This window comes from Pseudomonas sp. MBLB4136 (assembly GCF_051904765.1).
Classification (GTDB): domain Bacteria; phylum Pseudomonadota; class Gammaproteobacteria; order Pseudomonadales; family Pseudomonadaceae; genus Aquipseudomonas.
The window spans coordinates 25784-44196 of the sequence record NZ_CP196713.1 but is presented as its reverse complement, the minus strand read 5'-3'; the positions used below and the strand labels follow the sequence as shown (position 1 = coordinate 44196).

Genomic DNA, 18413 nt, shown 5'->3' with positions numbered 1-18413 from the left:
GTCCCCCCGGGCGGGCGTCCATGCTCGCCAGCCCGAGCGTCGGCGACGCCCGCGGCTGTCTATCGTTTGACCTGAATCAGCCCTGCTGCTTGAAGCGCAGACGCCAGGCGTGCAGCAGCGGTTCGGTGTAGCCGCTGGGCTGCTCACGGCCCTTGAACACCAGGTCGCTGGCCGCCTGGAAGGCCGCCGACCGGGCGAAGTCCGCCGCCATCGGCCGGTAGTTGGCATCGCCGGCGTTCTGCTGGTCGACCACCTTGGCCATGCGCTCCAGGCTCTCGCGTACCTGCTCCGCGCTGACCACGCCGTGGTGCAGCCAGTTGGCGATGTGCTGGCTGGAGATGCGCAGGGTGGCGCGGTCTTCCATCAGGCCGACGTTGTGGATGTCCGGCACCTTGGAGCAGCCGACGCCCTGTTCGACCCAGCGCACCACGTAGCCGAGGATGCCCTGACAGTTGTTGTCCAGTTCTCCCTGGATTTCGCCGGCGCTCCAGTTGCGCTCGGCGACCACCGGCACGCTGAGCAGGCCGTTGAGCAGCGCGTCGCGCTGGCTGTTGAGGTCGATGGCCTCCAGCTCGCGCTGAACCGCCTGCACGTCCACCTGGTGGTAGTGCAGGGCATGCAGGGTGGCGGCGGTCGGCGACGGCACCCAGGCGGTGTTGGCACCGGACAGCGGATGGCCGATCTTCTGCTCGAGCATGGCGGCCATCAGGTCCGGCATGGCCCACATGCCCTTGCCGATCTGCGCCCGGCCGCGCAGGCCGCAGCTCAGGCCGACCAGCACGTTGTTGCGCTCGTAGGCCTGGATCCAGGCGCTGCTCTTCATGTCGCCCTTGCGCAGCATGGCGCCGGCTTGCATGGCGCTGTGCATCTCGTCGCCGGTGCGGTCGAGGAAGCCGGTGTTGATGAAGGCCACCCGCGCGCCGGCGGCGGCGATGCAGGCCTTGAGGTTGACGCTGGTGCGCCGTTCTTCGTCCATGATGCCCATCTTCAGGGTGTGGCGCGGCAGCTTGAGCAGGTCCTCGATGCGCCCGAAGAGCTGGTCGGCGAAGGCCACTTCGGCCGGACCGTGCATCTTCGGCTTGACGATGTAGACGCTGCCGGTGCGCGAGTTGCCGCGCCGCTGCAAGTCATGCAGGGCGATCAGGCTGGTCATCACGCCGTCGAGGATGCCCTCGGGGATCTCGTGGCCCTCGCCATCGAGGATCGCCGGGTTGCTCATCAGGTGGCCGACGTTGCGCACGAACAGCAGCGAGCGGCCATGCAGCGTCAGCTCGCCACCGGCGGCGGCGGTGTACTGGCGATCCGGATTGAGGCGGCGGACGATGCGCTGGCCGCCCTTCTCCAGTTCTTCAGTCAGGTCGCCCTTCATCAGGCCGAGCCAGTTGCGGTAGACCAGCAGCTTGTCATCGGCGTCGACCGCGGCCACCGAGTCCTCGCAGTCGAGGATGGTCGACAGCGCGGCTTCGATCAGCAGTTCCTTGACCCCGGCGGCATCGGTGGCGCCGATCTGGCTGTTCGGGTCGATCTGGATTTCCACGTGCAGGCCGTGGTTCTTCAGCAGCACGGCCGTCGGTGCGCTGGCCTCGCCCTGGTAGCCGATGAACTTGTCGGCCTGGGCCAGGCCGGTCTGGGTGCCGTCTTCCAGGGTCACCTGGAGCAGGCCGTCGACCACCCGGTAGCTGACCGAGTCGGCGTGGGAGCCGCTGGCCAGCGGCGCGGCCTGGTCGAGGAAGGCGCGGGCGAAGGCGATGACCTTGGCGCCGCGGGCCTGGTTGTAGCCCGGGCCTTTCTCGGCGCCACCCTCTTCGGCGATGGCGTCGGTGCCGTACAGGGCGTCGTACAGCGAGCCCCAGCGGGCGTTGGCGGCATTCAGCGCGTAGCGCGCGTTCATCACCGGCACCACCAGCTGCGGGCCGGCCTGGCTGGCGATCTCGCTGTCGACGTTGGCGGTCGTGGCCTGCACGCTGTCCGGCTGGGCCAGCAGGTAGCCGATGGACTCGAGGAAGGCGCGGTAGGCCGGCATGTCGCTGACCGGACCCGGGTTCTCGCGGTGCCAGGCATCCAGCCGGGCCTGCAGCGCGGCGCGCTCGGCCAGCAGTGCGCGGTTCTGCGGCGCCAGGTCATGCACCAGGGCATCGAAGCCGGCCCAGAACGCCTCGCGCTCGATGCCACTGCCCGGCAGCACTTCCTCGTCGACGAAACGTTGCAGGTTGGCGGCCACTTGCAGGCGCTGACAGTTCACGCGATCGGTCATTTTCCACTCTCCAGAAATCGTTGCTTGTGCGGCGCCCGGCGCCGGCAGCGGCCCCCTCGGGGCCGCCGCGCTATTGGAATCAGCCCAGGGCGGCGATGCCGGCCTTGGCCACTTGCGCGTCCTGCTCGGCCTTGACCCCGGACACGCCCACCGCGCCGACCACCTGGCCGTCGACCAGCACCGGCACGCCGCCTTCCAGGGAGGTCACCAGCGGGGCGGAGAGGAAGGCGCTACGACCGCCGTTGACCATGTCCTCGTAGCCCTTGGTCTCGCGCCGGCCGATGGCCGCGCTGCGGGCCTTCTCGGTGGCGATGTAGGCGCCGATCGGCGCGCAGCCGTCGAGGCGCTCGAGGGCCAGCGGATGACCGCCGTCGTCGACCACGGCAATGGCCACGGCCCAACTGTTCTGCTGCGCTTCGGCGCGGGCGGCAGCAAGAATGCGGGCGACTTCGGCTTGACCCAGTACGGCTTTGCTTTGCATCTGTAGTTCCTCGTGATTGTTTGTCGCGTAGTGCGTGAATTCGTGGCCCGGATGCAATCCGGGAGCTTGTGGCCGCCCCGGACTGCATCCGGGCTACGGCAAGGCGGCCGTGGCTGTTAGCTCATGGCCTCTTCGACCAGTTCGATCCAGTGCCGCACGGGGGTACGGCCGGCGCCATCGAGGTGGGTCTGGCAGCCGATGTTGGCGGTGACGATCACCTCCGGCTTGCCGCTCTCCAGGGCATCGAGTTTGTTGTCGCGCAGCTGCCTGGACAGCTCCGGCTGGGTCAGCGAGTAGGTTCCGGCCGAGCCGCAGCACAGGTGGCTGTCCGCCACCGCGGTGAGGCTGAAGCCGAGGCGGCCGAGCACGCCTTCGACCGCACCGCCGAGCTTCTGCGCATGCTGCAGGGTGCAGGGGCAATGGAAGGCCAGGCGCTTGTCGGCGCGCACGCCCAGTTGCTCCAGGGGCTCGGCGCCGAGCACCTCGACCAGGTCCTTGGCCAGGGCGCCGACGCGTTTGGCCTTGTCGGCATAGGCCGGGTCCTGGGCCAGCAGGTGGCCGTATTCCTTGACGAAGGCGCCGCAGCCGCTGGCGGTCTGCACGATGGCCTCGGCGCCGGCCTCGATGGCCGGCCACCAGGCGTCGATGTTGCGCCGGGCGCGCTGCAGGCCGGCGTCCTGGGCGTTGAGGTGGTAGTCCACCGCACCGCAGCAGCCGGCCTCGAAGATCGGCGTGACGCTGATGCCGAGTCGGTCGAGGACCCGCGCCGTGGCGGCGTTGGTGTTGGGCGACAGGCCCGGCTGCACGCAGCCTTCGAGCATCAGCACACGACGGGCGTGACGCGGCTCGGGACGCGGCTTGGCCGGGCGCGCGGCGCGCGGCAACTTGGCCTTGAGCGCTGCCGGTAGCAACGGGCGGAACACCTGGCCGACCTGGGTCAGGCCCTTGAACAGGCTGGCGTTGGGCACCACCGCGCGCAGGCTCTCGCGCAGCGCACGCTGGGCCAGCGGCCGCGGCACGGCGGCATCGACCACGGCGCGGCCGATGTCCAGCAGGTTGTGGTACTGCACGCCGGAGGGGCAGGTGGTCTCGCAGTTGCGGCAGGTCAGGCAGCGGTCCAGGTGCAGCTGGGTCTTGGCGGTGACCTCGTTGCCCTCGAGCACCTGCTTGATCAGGTAGATACGCCCGCGCGGCCCGTCCAGCTCGTCGCCGAGCAACTGATAGGTCGGGCAGGTGGCGTTGCAGAAGCCGCAGTGCACGCAGCTGCGCAGGATGCTCTCGGCCTCCTCGCCACGCGGCAGACTTTTGGCGTGTTCACTCAGGTTGGTCTGCATCTTAGGTCATGCTCGCAGTAAATGGCATTTCGCGTTGGCTCTGTGCTCGCGCCAGGCAAGGCGCGGAACGCAGGCGATGGTGAACCCTCGGCAAGCTCTGCAACACCGCATGGCGCGAGCACAGGGCCAACCCTTCGGGCCGCGCTCCGAAAAACGCAATTCGTCGTTGTTCGTCGTTCATTTGGAGTAACCAAATTTCTCTCCTCACGCCTAGCCTTGCGCCTTTCGGAGCGGCGGCGCGGCTGCCATTTACTGTGAGCACGACCTACACCTCGGAATACATGCGGCCAGGGTTGAACAGCCCCTGGGGATCGAGCTGGGCTTTCAGCTGGCGGTGGTAGCGCAGCAACGGCGCGGCCAGCGGCTGGAACGGGGTGTCGCAGTGACCGGCGCTGAAGCAGCTGGCGTGGCCACCGACCTCGCCGACGATCTGCCGGATCGCCGCGGCATCGGCGTCGGACTTCAGCCAGCGCTGGGCACCGCCCCAGTCGATCAGCTGCTCGCCGGGCAGGGCCAGCACGCCGCTGTTGCTCGGCACGGACAGGCGCCACAGCGGCCGTGGATCGGCGAAGAAAGCCAGGCGCTGCTCGCGCAGGTCGGCCCAGTAGTCGCTTTCCAGCAGCTCGCCGCCAAGGCGCTCGCGGGCCGCGGCCACCGAGCCCTCGCCGCCTTCCAGGCGCAGGTGCAGGGCCTGGCCGTCATGGCTGGCGGCACTCAGCGGGATCGGCTGCTGGCCCCATTCGGCGAGCTTCTGCAGGGCCTGGGCGGCGTCCATCTGCAGGCGCAGGCTGAGGGTCTGGCGCGGCTTGGGCAGCACCTTGAGCGACACCTCGGTGATCACCCCGAGGCAGCCGAAGCTGCCGGCCATCAGGCGCGACAGGTCGTAGCCGGCGACGTTCTTCATCACCTCGCCGCCGAAGCGCAGGTGCTTGCCCAGGCCGGTGATCACCCGGGTGCCCAGGACCAGGTCACGCACCGCCCCGGACCAGGGCCGGCGCGGGCCGGACAGGCCGGCGGCGACCATGCCGCCGACCGTGGCGCCCTCAGTGAAATGCGGGGCCTCACAGGTAAGCATCTGCCCGGCCTCGTCCAGCGCCGCTTCCAGTTCGGCCAGCGGTGTGCCGGCGCGGGCGGTGATCACCAGCTCGGTTGGGTCGTAGCTGACGATGCCGCGGTGGGCACGGGTGTCGAGCACCTCGGCGTCCACCTGGCGGCCGAGAAAGGCCTTGCTGTTGCCCCCCTGGATGCGCAGCGCGGTGCCGCTATTGAGGGCCTGGTTGACTTGTTCCAGCAGCGCCGCACTGGCGTCTGCGTCGTGACGCATGACCATTAGAAACGCTCCAGTTCGGGGAAAGGCAGCTGACCGTGATGCACATGCATGGCGCCGAACTCGGCGCAGCGGTGCAGGGTCGGGATGTTCTTGCCGGGGTTGAGCAGGCCGCTCGGGTCGAAGGCCGCCTTCACCGCGTGGAACAGGGTCAGCTCGTCGCTGTTGAACTGGGCGCACATCTGGTTGATCTTCTCGCGGCCCACGCCGTGTTCGCCGGTGATGCTGCCGCCGACCTTGACGCAGAGTTCGAGGATCTTGCCGCCCAGGGCCTCGGCGCGCTCCAGCTCGCCGGGCTGGTTGGCATCGAAGAGGATCAGCGGATGCATGTTGCCGTCGCCGGCGTGGAACACGTTGGCCACGCGCAGGCCGAACTCCTCGGACAGCTCGCCGATACCCTTGAGCACGCCGGGCAGTTCGCGGCGCGGGATGGTGCCGTCCATGCAGTAGTAGTCCGGCGAGATGCGCCCGACCGCCGGGAAGGCGTTCTTGCGCCCGGCCCAGAACTTGACCCGCTCGGCTTCGTCGCGGGCCAGGCGCACCTCGGTGGCGCCGGCCTGCTTGAGCACCGCCGCGACCCGCGCGCAGTCGTCCTCCACGTCGGCTTCGACGCCGTCCAGCTCGCACAGCAGGATGGCTTCGGCCTCCACCGGGTAGCCGGCGCGGATAAAGTCTTCGGCGGCGCGAATCGCCAGGTTGTCCATCATCTCCAGGCCGCCGGGGATGATGCCGGCGGCGATGATGTCGCCCACGGCGCGGCCGGCCTTTTCCACCGAGTCGAAGGCCGCCAGCAGCACCTTGGCCACCTGCGGCTTGGGCAGCAGCTTGACCGTGACCTCGGTGACGATGCCGAGCATGCCCTCGGAGCCGGTGAACAGCGCCAGCAGGTCGAAGCCGGGCGAATCCAGGGCATCGCTGCCCAGGGTCATGCGCTCGCCCTCGACCGTGAGGATCTCCACCTTGAGCAGGTTGTGCACGGTCAGGCCGTATTTCAGGCAGTGCACGCCGCCGGCGTTCTCGGCGACGTTGCCGCCGATCGAGCAGGCGATCTGCGAGGACGGGTCGGGGGCGTAGTACAGGTCATAGGGCGCGGCAGCCTGGGAAATGGCCAGGTTGCGCACGCCGGGCTGGACCCGGGCGAAGCGGCCCGCGGGATTGACCTCGAGGATCTGCTTGAAGCGCGCCATCACCAGCAGGATGCCCTGCTCCAGCGGCAGCGCGCCGCCGGACAGGCCGGTGCCGGCGCCGCGCGCCACCACCGGCACCTGGCGCTGGTGGCAGAGCTTGAGCAGGCTTTCCACCTGCTCGACGCGCTCGGGCAGCACCACCAGCATGGGGGTGGTGCGGTAGGCCGACAGGCCGTCGCACTCGTAGGGCTTGAGGTCTTCCTGGGTATGCAGGATCTCGAGGTCCGGCAGGCGCGCCTGCAGCTCGCCCAGCAGCGCGGACTTGTCGACTTTGGGCAGCGCGCCGTCGACGCGCTCGTCGTACAAAATGCTCATGGCAGTCTCAATCAGGCAGCGTCATTGTTCTAGGCGGCCCGGGCGCCAGCACCCGGACCGCGATGTGGCGCCAATCTTTAGGCCCGGCGTGCGCCGGCGTCCATCGCGACAAACACTGGTACGACCAGTTTTTTTCGTAGACTTGAACTGACTGAGCAGCGACAGACCTTATGGATACTGGCTTTCAGGTTTATAGTGATCGGCCTGTGGATATCTCTTTCCAACTGGTCCTACCAGTACAGCGAGGTTGCCCATGAGCGACCCCACCGCCTCCACCCGCCGCCAGGTCAGCGACGTGGTGGCCGAGCGCATCGAGCGCCTGATCGTCGACGGCGTGCTCAAGGTCGGCCAGCCGCTGCCCTCGGAACGCCGCCTGTGCGAGAAGCTGGGCATCTCCCGTTCGGCCCTGCGCGAGGGCCTCAAGGTGCTGCGCGGCCGCGGCATCATCGAGACCGCCCAGGGCCGCGATTCACGGGTCGCCTCGCTGAGCGGGCCGCGCGACGCCAGCCCGTTGATGAGCCTGTTCAGTTCGCAGCCGCGCACCCTCTACGACCTGCTGGAAGTGCGCGCGCTGCTCGAGGCCGAATCGGCGCGCCTGGCGGCCCTGCGCGGCACCGATGCCGACTTCGTCCTGCTGACCCGGCGCTACGAGGAGATGCTCGCCGCCCACGATCACGCCGATGGCGTCGAGCCGCGGGAGCACGCGCGCCTCGACCACGCCTTCCACCTGGCCATCTGCGAGGCCTCGCACAACCCGGTGCTGCTGCACACCCTGCAATCGCTCACCGACCTGATGCTCAGCACGGTGTTCGCCTCGGTGAACAACCTCTACCACCGGCCCATGCAGAAGCGTCAGATCGACCGCCAGCACGCGCGCCTGTACCACGCGGTAATCGAACGCCTGCCGGAGCAGGCCCAGCGCGCCGCCCGCGAGCACATCCACGGCATCCGCGACAACCTGCGCGACATCGAGCAGGAGGAGCAACGCCTGGTGCGCGCGACCATGCGCCTGGAGGGCTGGAACTAGGGCAAGCGGCCGCGCCGCCCTGCACCGAGGATGGTTCGGCGTCAACCGGCGGCGGAGGCCGTGCTAGACTCGCGCGCTGGTGATTTGCCCCGAGCCCGTCCGTGTCCCACGCCTCCCTTGCCCACCCGCCGTGCTGGTACAGCGCCGGCCAGTTGCATCCGGCGCCCGTCGCCGGGGTGCGCGACTGGCTGTTCAACCAGGACTCGCTGACCCGCCGCCTGACCGCCCTGGCCGACGGCCAGTTCAGCGTCACCCCGCTGGTGGAAGGCTGGCAGCGCCTGCGCAACGACGAATGCGCCGCCCTCGGCGTGGCCGACGCCAGCCTCGGCTGGGTGCGTGAAGTCTTCCTGCGCGGCCACGGCCAGCCCTGGGTGTTCGCCCGCAGCGTGGCCGCGCGCAGCGCCCTGGAAGGCTCCGGCCTGGCCCTCGACCAGCTCGGCAGCCGCTCGCTCGGCGAACTGCTGTTCAGCGACCGCGCCTTCGATCGCGGCGCGCTGCAGGCCTGCCACTACCCGGCCCCCTGGCTGCCCAGCGAGGTGCGCGCCGAGCGCCTGTGGGCGCGGCGCTCCTGCTTCAGCCGCGGCGCCCTCGGCGTGCTGGTGGCCGAGGTGTTCCTGCCGGCGTTCTGGCCGGCGGCGGGAATCGATGCCTAGGCTGGGTGGCCACCCCGTGGAAAACCGCGCAGCGTGTTCCACCGAGTCCTCTCACCCGGCATCTCACCGGCGAGCCTGTAGCGGTGGATGAGCAGAGCCTCATCCACCCTACGCTTCGATCATCCGTATAATCCGCGGCAGCCCGCACGGAGACGCGCCCGATGTATACCCGCCTGCTGAAATCCTTCGATCGCCTGCACCCCCGCGCCTGGGACTTCATCCAGCTGATGCGCCTGGACAAGCCGATCGGCATCTACCTGCTGCTGTGGCCGACGCTGTGGGCGCTGTGGGTGGCGGCCGAGGGCGTGCCGAGCGCGAAGAACCTGTTCATCTTCGTCACCGGGGTGATCCTGATGCGCGCCGCCGGCTGCGTGATCAACGACTACGCCGACCGCGACTTCGACGGGCACGTCGCCCGCACCCGCGCGCGCCCGCTGGCCAGCGGGCGGATTCAGCCGCGCGAAGCCCTGCTGCTGTTCGCCGTGCTGGTGGCGGCGGCCTTCGTGCTGGTGCTGCTGACCAACGCCGCGACCATCTGGCTGTCCTTCGGCGGCCTGGCCCTGGCCGCCTGCTACCCCTTCATGAAGCGCTACACCTTCTACCCCCAGGTGGTGCTCGGCGCGGCCTTCTCCTGGGGCATGCCGATGGCCTTCACCGCCGAGACCGGTGGCGTGCCGCCGGAGGCCTGGCTGCTGTATATCGCCAACCTGCTGTGGACGGTGGCCTACGACACCTACTACGCCATGGCCGACCGCGACGACGACCTGAAGATCGGGGTGAAATCCACCGCCATCCTGTTCGGCGACGCCGACCGCCTGATCATCGTCAGCCTGCAGGGCCTGGCGCTGCTCTGCCTGCTGCTGGCGGCGGCACGCTTCGAGCTGGGCCTGTACTTCCACCTCGGCCTGCTGGTCGCCGCCGGCTGCTTCGCCTGGGAGTACCACAAGACCCGCAACCGCAAGCCGATGGCCTGCTTCAACGCCTTTCTGCACAACCACTGGGCCGGCCTGGCGATCTTCCTCGGCCTGGTCGCCGACTACGCCCTGCGCTGAGCCCCCGCCCGCGGCGCGACGGCCGGGGCGCCGGCGGCGCGGTGTAGACTGGCACCATGCGGCTGTCACATAGCTGCAATAATTCCGTTATCTAATGCGGCGCTAGACAGTTCAACGAGCCGAGGCGGGACCCATGGTTGGCAAAAACATCCTGATCGTCGATGACGAAGCACCGATCCGCGAGATGATCGCGGTGGCCCTGGAGATGGCCGGATACGAGTGCCTGGAAGCGGAGAATACCCAGCAGGCCCACGCCATGATCGTCGACCGCAAGCCCGACCTGATCCTCCTCGACTGGATGCTCCCCGGCACCAGCGGCATCGAGCTGGCCCGGCGCCTCAAGCGCGACGAGCTGACCGGCGACATCCCGATCATCATGCTCACCGCCAAGGGCGAAGAGGACAACAAGATTCAGGGCCTGGAAGTCGGCGCCGACGACTACATCACCAAGCCGTTCTCGCCGCGCGAGCTGGTCGCCCGTCTCAAGGCCGTACTGCGCCGCGCCGGCCCCAGCGACAGCGAGGGGCCGATCGAGGTCGGCGGCCTGCTGCTCGATCCGGTCAGCCACCGCGTGACCATCGACGGCAAGCCGGCCGAGATGGGCCCCACCGAATACCGCCTGCTGCAGTTCTTCATGACCCACCAGGAGCGCGCCTATACCCGCGGCCAGCTGCTCGACCAGGTCTGGGGCGGCAATGTCTACGTCGAGGAGCGCACCGTCGACGTGCATATCCGCCGGCTGCGCAAGGCCCTCGGCGAAGCCTACGAAAGTCTGGTACAGACCGTGCGTGGCACCGGCTATCGTTTTTCCACCAAGAGCTAGCGGCCAGGCCTTTTGGGTTAGGATACCCGGCCCACACAAGGGGCTGGCTGTAAGGATCGATTGGCGGATGATTTTCACGTGAACCAAAACTGGCATGGCGCCCTGGCGCGCCGCCTGCTGCTGCTGGTCGGCGCCTGCCTGCTGCTGGGCCTGGTCACCGGGCAGACCGCCTGGGCGCTGGTAATCGGCCTGGCCGGCTACCTGATCTGGAACCTCAGCCAGCTGCTGCGCCTGCACAGGTGGCTGCGCGAGCACAAGCCGGACGAGCCGCCGCCGGACGCCTCCGGGCTGTGGGGCGAGGTATTCGACAGCATCTACCACCTGGAGCGCCGCAACGAGAAGGCCCGTGGCCGCCTGCAGGCGGTCATCGACCGGGTGCAGGAGTCCACCGCCGCCCTGCGCGACGCGGTGATCATGCTCGACCGCGACGGCAACCTGGAGTGGTGGAACCGCGCCGCGGAGACCCTGCTCGGCCTCAAGGCCCCGCAGGACAGCGGCCAGCCGATCAGCAACCTGGTGCGCGACCCGCGCTTCAAGGAGTACTTCGAGCGCGAGCACTACCAGGAGCCGCTGGACCTGCCCTCGCCGGTCAACAGCCGCCTGCGCCTGCAGATCCAGATCACCCAGTACGGCAACAACGAACACCTGATGCTGGTGCGCGACGTCACCCGCCTGCACCAGCTGGAACAGATGCGCAAGGACTTCGTCGCCAACGTCTCCCACGAGCTGCGCACCCCGCTGACGGTGATCAGCGGCTACCTGGAGACCCTGCTGGACAACGTCGAGGCGCTCGGCCCGCGCTGGCTGCGTGCGCTGCAACAGATGCAGCAGCAGGGCGCGCGCATGCAGGCTCTGCTCAACGACCTGCTGTTGCTGGCCAAGCTGGAAGCCACCGACTACCCCACGGACAACCAGCCGGTGGCGGTCGACCTGCTGCTGCTGTCGATCAAGAACGACGCCCTGGCGCTGTCCGGCGAGCGCGGCCACCGCATCAGCCTGGAGGCCGACCAGAACCTCAAGCTCAAGGGCAGCGAGGCGGAACTGCGCAGCGCCTTCTCCAACCTGGTGTTCAACGCGGTGAAGTACACCCCGGACGCCGGCGACATCCGCATCCGCTGGTGGGCCGACGAACAGGGCGCGCACCTGACGGTGCGCGACAACGGCCCGGGCATCGAGGCCAAGCACCTGCCGCGCCTGACCGAACGCTTCTACCGGGTCGACGCCAGCCGCGCCAGCAACACCGGCGGCACCGGCCTCGGCCTGGCCATCGTCAAGCACGTGCTGCTGCGCCATCGCGGACGCCTGGACATCAGCAGCACCCTGGGCAAGGGCAGCGCCTTCACCTGCCATTTCGCCAGCGCCCAGGTGGTCCAGCGGAGCAACTAGCGCCGGCGCTTGCAAAGCCCGGCGACAACCCCCACCCTTTAGCGGTCTCTGGTCAACCGAACCCTTTATGGACCCCTCCTCTAGTTACTCCGCCGCTGCCTATTTCGCCGATTTCGGCCTTGTTCTATTCGCCCTCTTCCTCGTCCTGCTCAACGGCTTCTTCGTCGCCGCGGAGTTCGCCATCGTTCGCCTGCGCGCCACCAAGGTCGAATCCCTGGCCGAGCAGCACGGCTGGCGCGGGCACATCCTGCGCACCGTGCACGAGCAAATGGACGCCTACCTGTCGGCCTGCCAGCTGGGCATCACCCTGGCGTCCCTGGGCCTGGGCTGGGTCGGCGAGCCGGCCTTCGCCCACCTGCTCGAACCGCTGCTCGGCGCCATCGGCATCGAGTCGCCGAAGCTGGTCAGCGGCATCGCCTTCTTCAGCGCCTTCGCGATCATTTCCTACCTGCACATCGTGGTCGGCGAGCTGGCGCCCAAGTCCTGGGCGATCCGCAAGCCCGAACTGCTGTCGCTGTGGACCGCCGGACCGCTGTACCTGTTCTACTGGCTGATGTACCCGGCGATCTTCCTGCTCAACGCCAGCGCCAACGCCATCCTGCGCATCGCCGGCCAGGGCGAGCCGGGGCCGCACCACGAGCACCACTACAGCCGCGACGAACTCAAGCTGATCCTGCATTCGAGCCGCGCCCGCGACCCCGGCGACCAGGGCATGCGCGTGCTGGCCTCGGCGGTGGAACTGGGCGAACTGGAGGTGGTGGACTGGGCCAACTCCCGCGAGGACCTGATCTCCCTCGAGCTGAACGCGCCCCTGGAGGAGGTGTTCAGCGTGTTCCGCCGGCACAAGTACAGCCGCTACCCGGTGTATGACACCGAGGCCGAGGACTTCGTCGGCGTGCTGCACATCAAGGACCTGCTGCTGCACCTGTCGCTGCTGGAAATGCTGCCCTCGGCGCTAAAGATCTCCGAGCTGATGCACCCGATCGAGCGGGTCACCCGGCACCTGCCGCTGTCCAGTCTGCTCGAGCAGTTCCGCCAGGGCGGCGCGCACTTCGCCCTGGTCGAGGAGGCCGACGGCAAGGTGATCGGCTACCTGACCATGGAGGACGTGCTCGAGGCCCTGGTCGGCGACATCCAGGACGAACACCGCAAGGCCGAGCGCGGCATCCTCGCCTACCAGCCGGGCAAGCTACTGGTGCGCGGCGACACGCCGCTGTTCAAGGTCGAGCGCCTGCTCGGGGTCAACCTCGACCATGTCGAGGCGGAAACCCTGGCCGGGCTGGTCTACGAGACCCTCAAGCGGGTACCGGAGGAAGAAGAGGTGCTGGAGGTCGAGGGCCTGCGCATCATCGTCAAGAAGATGAAGGGACCGAAGATCCTCCTGGCCAAGGTGCTGCGCCTGGACTGACCCGCTCAGCCGGCCTTGGCCGCGGGCACGCGGCGCCAGCCCAGCAGGCTGTGGCCGCACAGGGTGAGGAAGATCAGGCCGCCACCGAGCAGCACCTGGCTGCTCGGCGCCTCGCCCAGCAGCCACCAGACCCACAGTGGCCCCAGCACCACCTCCAGCAACAGCAGCAGGCCCACCTCGGTGCCGCTGATCCAACGCGGTCCGAGCTGGATCAGCATGAAGGCCAACGGCAGCAGCACCCCCGCCATGAAGGCCAGGCCGGCCCACTGCGGCACGCTCAGCTCCGGGCTGCCGCCGATCAGGAAACCCAGCAGCGACACCAGCAGGGCGCCGGGAAGCAGCGCCGGGCTCATGTCCACCGCCGGGCGGCTGCGCGCCAGGGTGAAGTTGCCGGCCAGCAGGGTGGCGGCCGCCAGGGCCCAGGCGTTGCCGACCAGGCTGTTGCCCGGCGCCTCGTCGGCGACGATCAGCAGCACCCCGCCAACGCAGATCAGGATCGCCAGCAGGGTGCGCGGCGCCAGGCGTTCGCCGAGGAACAGCCAGGCCAGGGCCGCGGCGATCAGCGGGGCGATGCTGAGGATCAGCAGGGTATTGGCCGCCCCGGCCAGGGTGATGGCCTGGACGAAGCCGATGGTGCTGCCGCAGTAGCACAGCCCGCAGCCCAGGCCGACCCAGCCGCAACGGCGGACGGCGGCCGGCAGCCCGCCTCGGTAGCGCCAGGCCAGCAGCAGGCCCAGGCCGATGGCCATGAGCAGGCCGCGCCAGGCCAGGATCTGCATGGCATCGGCGGCCAGCCAGCGCAACACCAGGGCGTCCGGGGACAGCACCAGCACCCCGAACGCGGTCAACAGCAAGCCCTTCTGTCTGTCCTGCACCTCAGACTCCCCGCTGCAGCACGCAGACCGGGCGCGTGCGTGCGCCCTTCAAGCCAATGCGTAGCTGTCGGTCAGCAAGGTACCGAAACCCTGGGGCCGGTGCACGCAGCCGGCCAGTTGCAGGGCATGCCAGAACATCGCCTGGTTGCTGGAGATCACCGGCAGGCCCAGGCTGCGCTCCAGTTCAGCGAGCATGCCCAGGGTGCGCAGGTTGGTGCAGGAGAGGAACAGCGCGTCGACCCGCTGGCCGATCAGCAGCTCGCGCGCCGCCTGCTCGATGGCCGCCTCGGGAATCCGCGGGATCTCGGCATCCTCCAGCACGCCGAAGGTGCCGAAGGCCGCCACCTCGTGGCCGGCCTGCTGCAGGCCCTGGTAGATCGGGTAGTTGACCTCGCCGATATAGGGCGTGAGCACCGCGATGCGCCGCGCGTCGAGGCCGCGCAGGGCCGCCTTGACCGCGCTCCAGGGGTTGGTCACCGGTACGCCGGGGTGCGCCTGGTTGAGCAGCCGGGTCACCTCCTGCTCACCGATCAGCATGCTCCCCGAGGTGCAGCCGAAGGCCAGCACGTCCAGGGGCAGGCCCGGCACCAGCAGGGCGCTGGACTGGCTCAGGCCCTGGGCCAGGCCGCGCAACCCGTCCGGGGTCACGGTCGGGCTGCAGGGGGTGCGGGTGCTGTACAGCTCGACCCGCTCGCCGAGCAGCTGGCGCCACTCGTTCTCCAGGGTGAAATCGCTGGCCAGCTGCACCAGGCCGATGCGCACGTGGCCGTCATCGCTGGCGCGCACGTGCTCGAAGGTCTGCTGCAGGGCCTGGAACTCGGCGAAGGACTGGATCATCTCAGGCCTCCTCGAGCAGGCGCGCGGCGTAGTTGGCAATGGCGGTGTCCTGCACCCCGGTGCCGGTCAGGTCGCATACGCTGATCTGCTCGGCGCCGCTGCGGACCTTGCGCCCCGCGGCGATCAGGCTGCCCAGCTCGAACACCTCGCGCTCCAGGGCCGGCGCGTGGTGCAGCTCGCCGAGGGCGCGGGACTGGCTGAGGCGATCGACCACCAGGACATCGGCGCTGGCCAGGATGGTCGGCTCCAGCTCGTTCTTGTGCGGGTTGTCCGAGCCCATGGCGGTGACGTGCACGCCCTTGGGCAGGTCGCTCCAGCGCAGCACCGGCTCGCGGGCCGGGGTGGTGGTGACCACGATGTCGGCCTCGGCGCAGGCCGCGGCGGCGCTGTCGTGCACCGCCACCGCCAGGCCGTACTGCTCGCGCATGCGCGCGACATAGGCCTCGGCCTTGCTGCGGTCGCGGGCGTGCACATGCACCTCGCGGATGTCACGCACCAGGCGCAGGGCCGCGACCTGCAACTCGGCCTGCTGGCCGGCGCCGATCACCGCGACGCGCTGGGCGTCCTCGCGGGCCAGGTGCTTGGCGGCGATGGCGCCGGCCAGGGCGGTGCGGATGTCGGTCAGGTAGCCCTCGTCGAACAGCACCGCATCGACCAGCCCGGTCTTGGCCGAGAACAGCAGCATCAGGCCGTTGAGGCTGGGCAGGCCGAGCTTGGGGTTGTCGAAGAAGCCGGGGCTGATCTTCACCGCGAAACGCGGCCAGCCGCGGATGTGCGCGGTCTTCACGTCGACCTCGCCGTTGCTCTCGGCGATGTTCATGCTGAGGATCGGCGGCATCGCCACCTCGTCGCGGCCGAGGGCGGCGAAACCGGCCTCCACGGCTTCCAGGGCGGCCGGGTCGAGCTTGACCCGCTCGGCGATCTGCTGGCGGTTATAGATTTTCATAGGGGCGCTCTCCGGCCAGGCGGCAGGCCTCGGCAAAGGTGGCGGTGGACAGGTTCTGGCCGCTGACCACGAACGCCACGCGGCGCCCGCTCAGGTCCAATTGGTGCTGCTCGACGGCGGCCACGCCGACGGCGGCGGCGCCCTCGACCAGGAGTTTCTCTTCGCGCAGGAAATGCACCATGGCGCGGGCGATCTGCGCCTCGTCGACCCGGTAGCCGCGGTCCATGTAGCGCTGGGTCATGGCGAAGCTCCAGGCGTTGTCCAGGCCGACGCCGCCGCCCAGGCTGTCGGCCAGCGACGCCACCTCGGGCACCTGCACCGGATGGCCGGCGGCCAGGCTCTCGAGCATCGCCGCGCCCTCGTTCATGCTCACGCCGATCACCTCGGCCCGCGGGTTGATGCTCTTCACCGCCAGGCCGATGCCGGCGATCAGGCCGCCGCCGGACAGGCCGGCGAACAGCATGTCGATGTCCGGTTGCTCCTCCATGATCTCCAGGCCGCAGGTGCCCTGGCCGGCGATCACCAGCGGATCGTCGAACGGCGAGACATAGGCCAGGCCCTGCTCGTCGCGCAGGCGGCGCGCCTCGACGTCGGCCTCGTCCTGGATCTGGCCGTGGATCACCAGATCGGCGCCACTGCGGCGCAGGGCCTCGACCTTGTTCTCCGGCACCAGGCGCGAGATGCACACCTTGACCGGAATGCCCAGGTGCTGGCCGGCGTAGGCCAGGGCGCGACCGAAGTTGCCGGTGGACATGGTCACCACGCCGCGCTGGCGCTGCGCGGCATCCAGGCCGAGCAGGGCGTTGACCGCGCCGCGCAGCTTGAAGGCGCCGGTGGGCTGCAGGCAGTCGAGCTTGAGCCAGGCCTCGCAGTTCCAGCGCCGCGACAGCGATTCGGAACGCACCAGCGGGGTGCGCAGGGCCAGACCGGCGATGCGCTGGCGGGCCCGGTAGATGTCTTGCAGGGTCAGTTGCTCATTCATGTTCAAAGTCCAACCTGTGAACGCAAACGGGGGCCACCGTCTCGATGCCCCCCGCGTTGACCTGGCCGGTTACTTGGCCTGCCAGGCGCCGCTGCTGATCAGCTTGTCGGTGACCTTGTTCACCGCCCGCTCGGCGCGGGCGACGATGTCATCGACCTCGCCACGGGTGACCACCAGCGGCGGGGCGAAGCCGAGGATGTCGCCGTGCGGCATGGCGCGGGCGATCAGGCCCTCTTCCAGGCAGGCCGCGGAGATTTGCGGGCCGACCTTGAGGTTCGGGTCGAAGTGCTGACGCTTGCTGCGGTCGCTGGAGAACTCCAGGGCCGCCAGCAGGCCGATGCCGCGCGCCTCGCCGACCAGCGGGTGGTTGCCGAAGGTCTCCTGCATGCGCTGCTGCAGGTAGGCCCCGGTGTCACGGGCGTTGCCGGTGAGGTTCTCGCGCTCGATGATGTCCAGGTTGGCGATCGCCGAGGCGATGCCCATGGGGTGGCCGGAGTAGGTGTAGCCGTGGCCGATGGCGCCGTAGGTGTCGGTGCCCTGCTCCAGCACCTGCCACACGCGCTCGCCGACGATCACCCCGGACAGCGGCTGGTAGGCCGAGGTCAGGCCCTTGGCCACGGTGATCAGGTCCGGCTTCATCTCGTAGTACTGCGAGCCGAAGTCCACGCCCAGGCGGCCGAAACCGCAGACCACCTCGTCGGCGATCAGCAGGATGTCGTACTTGTCCAGCACCTTGCGGATCTCCGCCCAGTAGCCCTGCGGCGGCGGCACGATGCCGCCGGTGCCGAGCACCGGCTCGCCGATCATCGCCGCGACGGTGTCCGGGCCTTCGGCGAGGATCATCTCCTCGAGCTTCTGCGCGCAGTAGCGGGAGAACTCCAGCTCGCTCATGGCGTCGTCGGGGCGGCGGTAGTAGACCGGCGCGACGGTGTGCTTGATGCGCTCGAGCGGCAGGTCGAAGTGGGCGTGGAACACCGGCAGGCCGGTCATGGAGCCGGAGGCGATGCTCGAGCCGTGGTAGCCGCGGTCGCGGGAGATGACCTTCTTCTTCTCCTTACGGCCGAGGATGTTGTTGTAGTACCAGACCAGCTTGAGCTGGGTCTCGTTGGCGTCCGAACCGGACATGCCGTAGTAGACCTTGCTCATGCCCTGGCCGGCGAGCTTGACGATGCGCTCGGACAGGGTCGCCATGCCCTCGGTGGTGTGGCCGACATAGGTGTGGTAGTAGGCCAGCTGCTTGGCCTGCTCGTAGATCGCCTCGGCCATCTCGGTGCGGCCGTAGCCGATGTTCACGCAGTACAGGCCGGCGAAGCCGTCGATGAACTCGTTGCCCAGGGAATCCTGGATGCGGATGCCCTTGGCGCCGGTGACGATGCGCGCCGGGCTCTCGCCGTGGGCATGCTGCTTCAGGTGGGTGGAGGCGTGGAACACGTTCTGGCGGTCGATCTCGATGATTTTCTGGGTGTCGATGGTCATGGCATTGCCCTCGTTCGATTCGGTTTCGGGTGGCGTTCAGGCGGCTGAGC

16 protein-coding genes are annotated in these 18413 nt (G+C 69.0%); 6 read left to right on the top strand and 10 right to left on the bottom strand.

Annotation, left to right across the window (positions count from 1 at the left end):
• Positions 1 to 76 precede the first annotated feature (76 nt).
• The 5 genes from ACSX1D_RS00190 to glcD form a co-directional block, all read right to left on the bottom strand.
• A complete protein-coding gene (locus ACSX1D_RS00190) occupies positions 77 to 2254 on the bottom strand; it encodes a malate synthase G (protein WP_439860469.1) in 2178 nt (725 codons plus the stop codon).
• Positions 2255 to 2333: 79 nt separating this feature from the next.
• Positions 2334 to 2735, bottom strand: a complete 402-nt coding sequence (locus ACSX1D_RS00185; protein ID WP_208707816.1) for a heme-binding protein — start codon at positions 2733 to 2735, stop codon at positions 2334 to 2336.
• A gap of 116 nt (positions 2736 to 2851) precedes the next feature.
• Positions 2852 to 4069: a glycolate oxidase subunit GlcF gene (gene glcF / locus ACSX1D_RS00180; protein ID WP_439860468.1), complete on the bottom strand. Its 1218-nt coding sequence runs from the start codon at positions 4067 to 4069 to the stop codon at positions 2852 to 2854.
• Between the two features lie 265 nt (positions 4070 to 4334).
• Positions 4335 to 5393 (bottom strand): glycolate oxidase subunit GlcE, encoded by a 1059-nt coding sequence (gene glcE / locus ACSX1D_RS00175; protein WP_439862380.1) that lies wholly within the window; start codon positions 5391 to 5393, stop codon positions 4335 to 4337.
• Between the two features lie 5 nt (positions 5394 to 5398).
• The gene (gene glcD / locus ACSX1D_RS00170) at positions 5399 to 6898 is read right to left on the bottom strand and encodes a glycolate oxidase subunit GlcD (protein WP_439860467.1); all 1500 of its coding nucleotides are present in this window, start codon (positions 6896 to 6898) and stop codon (positions 5399 to 5401) included.
• Between the two features lie 253 nt (positions 6899 to 7151).
• Between glcD and glcC the strand changes: the two genes are divergently transcribed.
• The 6 genes from glcC to ACSX1D_RS00140 all read left to right on the top strand — a co-directional run bounded on the left by glcC (position 7152) and on the right by ACSX1D_RS00140 (position 13247).
• Positions 7152 to 7925 (top strand): transcriptional regulator GlcC, encoded by a 774-nt coding sequence (gene glcC, locus ACSX1D_RS00165; protein WP_439860466.1) that lies wholly within the window; start codon positions 7152 to 7154, stop codon positions 7923 to 7925.
• 101 nt (positions 7926 to 8026) lie between these two features.
• On the top strand, positions 8027 to 8578 hold the full coding sequence (locus ACSX1D_RS00160; protein WP_439860465.1) for a chorismate--pyruvate lyase family protein: 552 nt from the start codon (positions 8027 to 8029) through the stop codon (positions 8576 to 8578).
• Between the two features lie 161 nt (positions 8579 to 8739).
• A complete protein-coding gene (gene ubiA, locus ACSX1D_RS00155) occupies positions 8740 to 9630 on the top strand; it encodes a 4-hydroxybenzoate octaprenyltransferase (RefSeq protein ID WP_439860464.1) in 891 nt (296 codons plus the stop codon).
• Positions 9631 to 9763: 133 nt separating this feature from the next.
• On the top strand, positions 9764 to 10453 hold the full coding sequence (phoB, locus tag ACSX1D_RS00150) for a phosphate regulon transcriptional regulator PhoB (protein ID WP_208707810.1): 690 nt from the start codon (positions 9764 to 9766) through the stop codon (positions 10451 to 10453).
• A 78-nt stretch (positions 10454 to 10531) separates the two neighbouring features.
• A complete protein-coding gene (gene phoR / locus ACSX1D_RS00145; RefSeq protein ID WP_439860463.1) occupies positions 10532 to 11839 on the top strand; it encodes a phosphate regulon sensor histidine kinase PhoR in 1308 nt (435 codons plus the stop codon).
• Positions 11840 to 11906: 67 nt separating this feature from the next.
• Positions 11907 to 13247, top strand: a complete 1341-nt coding sequence (locus tag ACSX1D_RS00140) for a hemolysin family protein (RefSeq protein ID WP_208707808.1) — start codon at positions 11907 to 11909, stop codon at positions 13245 to 13247.
• 5 nt (positions 13248 to 13252) lie between these two features.
• Here the strand turns inward: ACSX1D_RS00140 and ACSX1D_RS00135 are convergent, their stop codons facing one another.
• The 5 genes from ACSX1D_RS00135 to ACSX1D_RS00115 form a co-directional block, all read right to left on the bottom strand.
• Positions 13253 to 14122, bottom strand: a complete 870-nt coding sequence (locus ACSX1D_RS00135) for a DMT family transporter (protein ID WP_439860462.1) — start codon at positions 14120 to 14122, stop codon at positions 13253 to 13255.
• 48 nt (positions 14123 to 14170) lie between these two features.
• Positions 14171 to 14959, bottom strand: a complete 789-nt coding sequence (locus ACSX1D_RS00130; RefSeq protein ID WP_439860461.1) for a maleate cis-trans isomerase family protein — start codon at positions 14957 to 14959, stop codon at positions 14171 to 14173.
• A 1-nt stretch (position 14960) separates the two neighbouring features.
• Positions 14961 to 15905, bottom strand: a complete 945-nt coding sequence (locus ACSX1D_RS00125) for a cyclodeaminase (RefSeq protein ID WP_439860460.1) — start codon at positions 15903 to 15905, stop codon at positions 14961 to 14963.
• Entirely contained in the window at positions 15892 to 16887 is a 996-nt protein-coding gene (eutB, locus tag ACSX1D_RS00120) for a hydroxyectoine utilization dehydratase EutB (RefSeq protein ID WP_208707805.1), read from the bottom strand. The genes ACSX1D_RS00125 and eutB overlap by 14 nt, the downstream gene beginning before the upstream one ends.
• A 69-nt stretch (positions 16888 to 16956) precedes the next feature.
• A complete protein-coding gene (locus tag ACSX1D_RS00115) occupies positions 16957 to 18363 on the bottom strand; it encodes an aspartate aminotransferase family protein (RefSeq protein WP_439860459.1) in 1407 nt (468 codons plus the stop codon).
• Positions 18364 to 18413 lie beyond the last annotated feature (50 nt).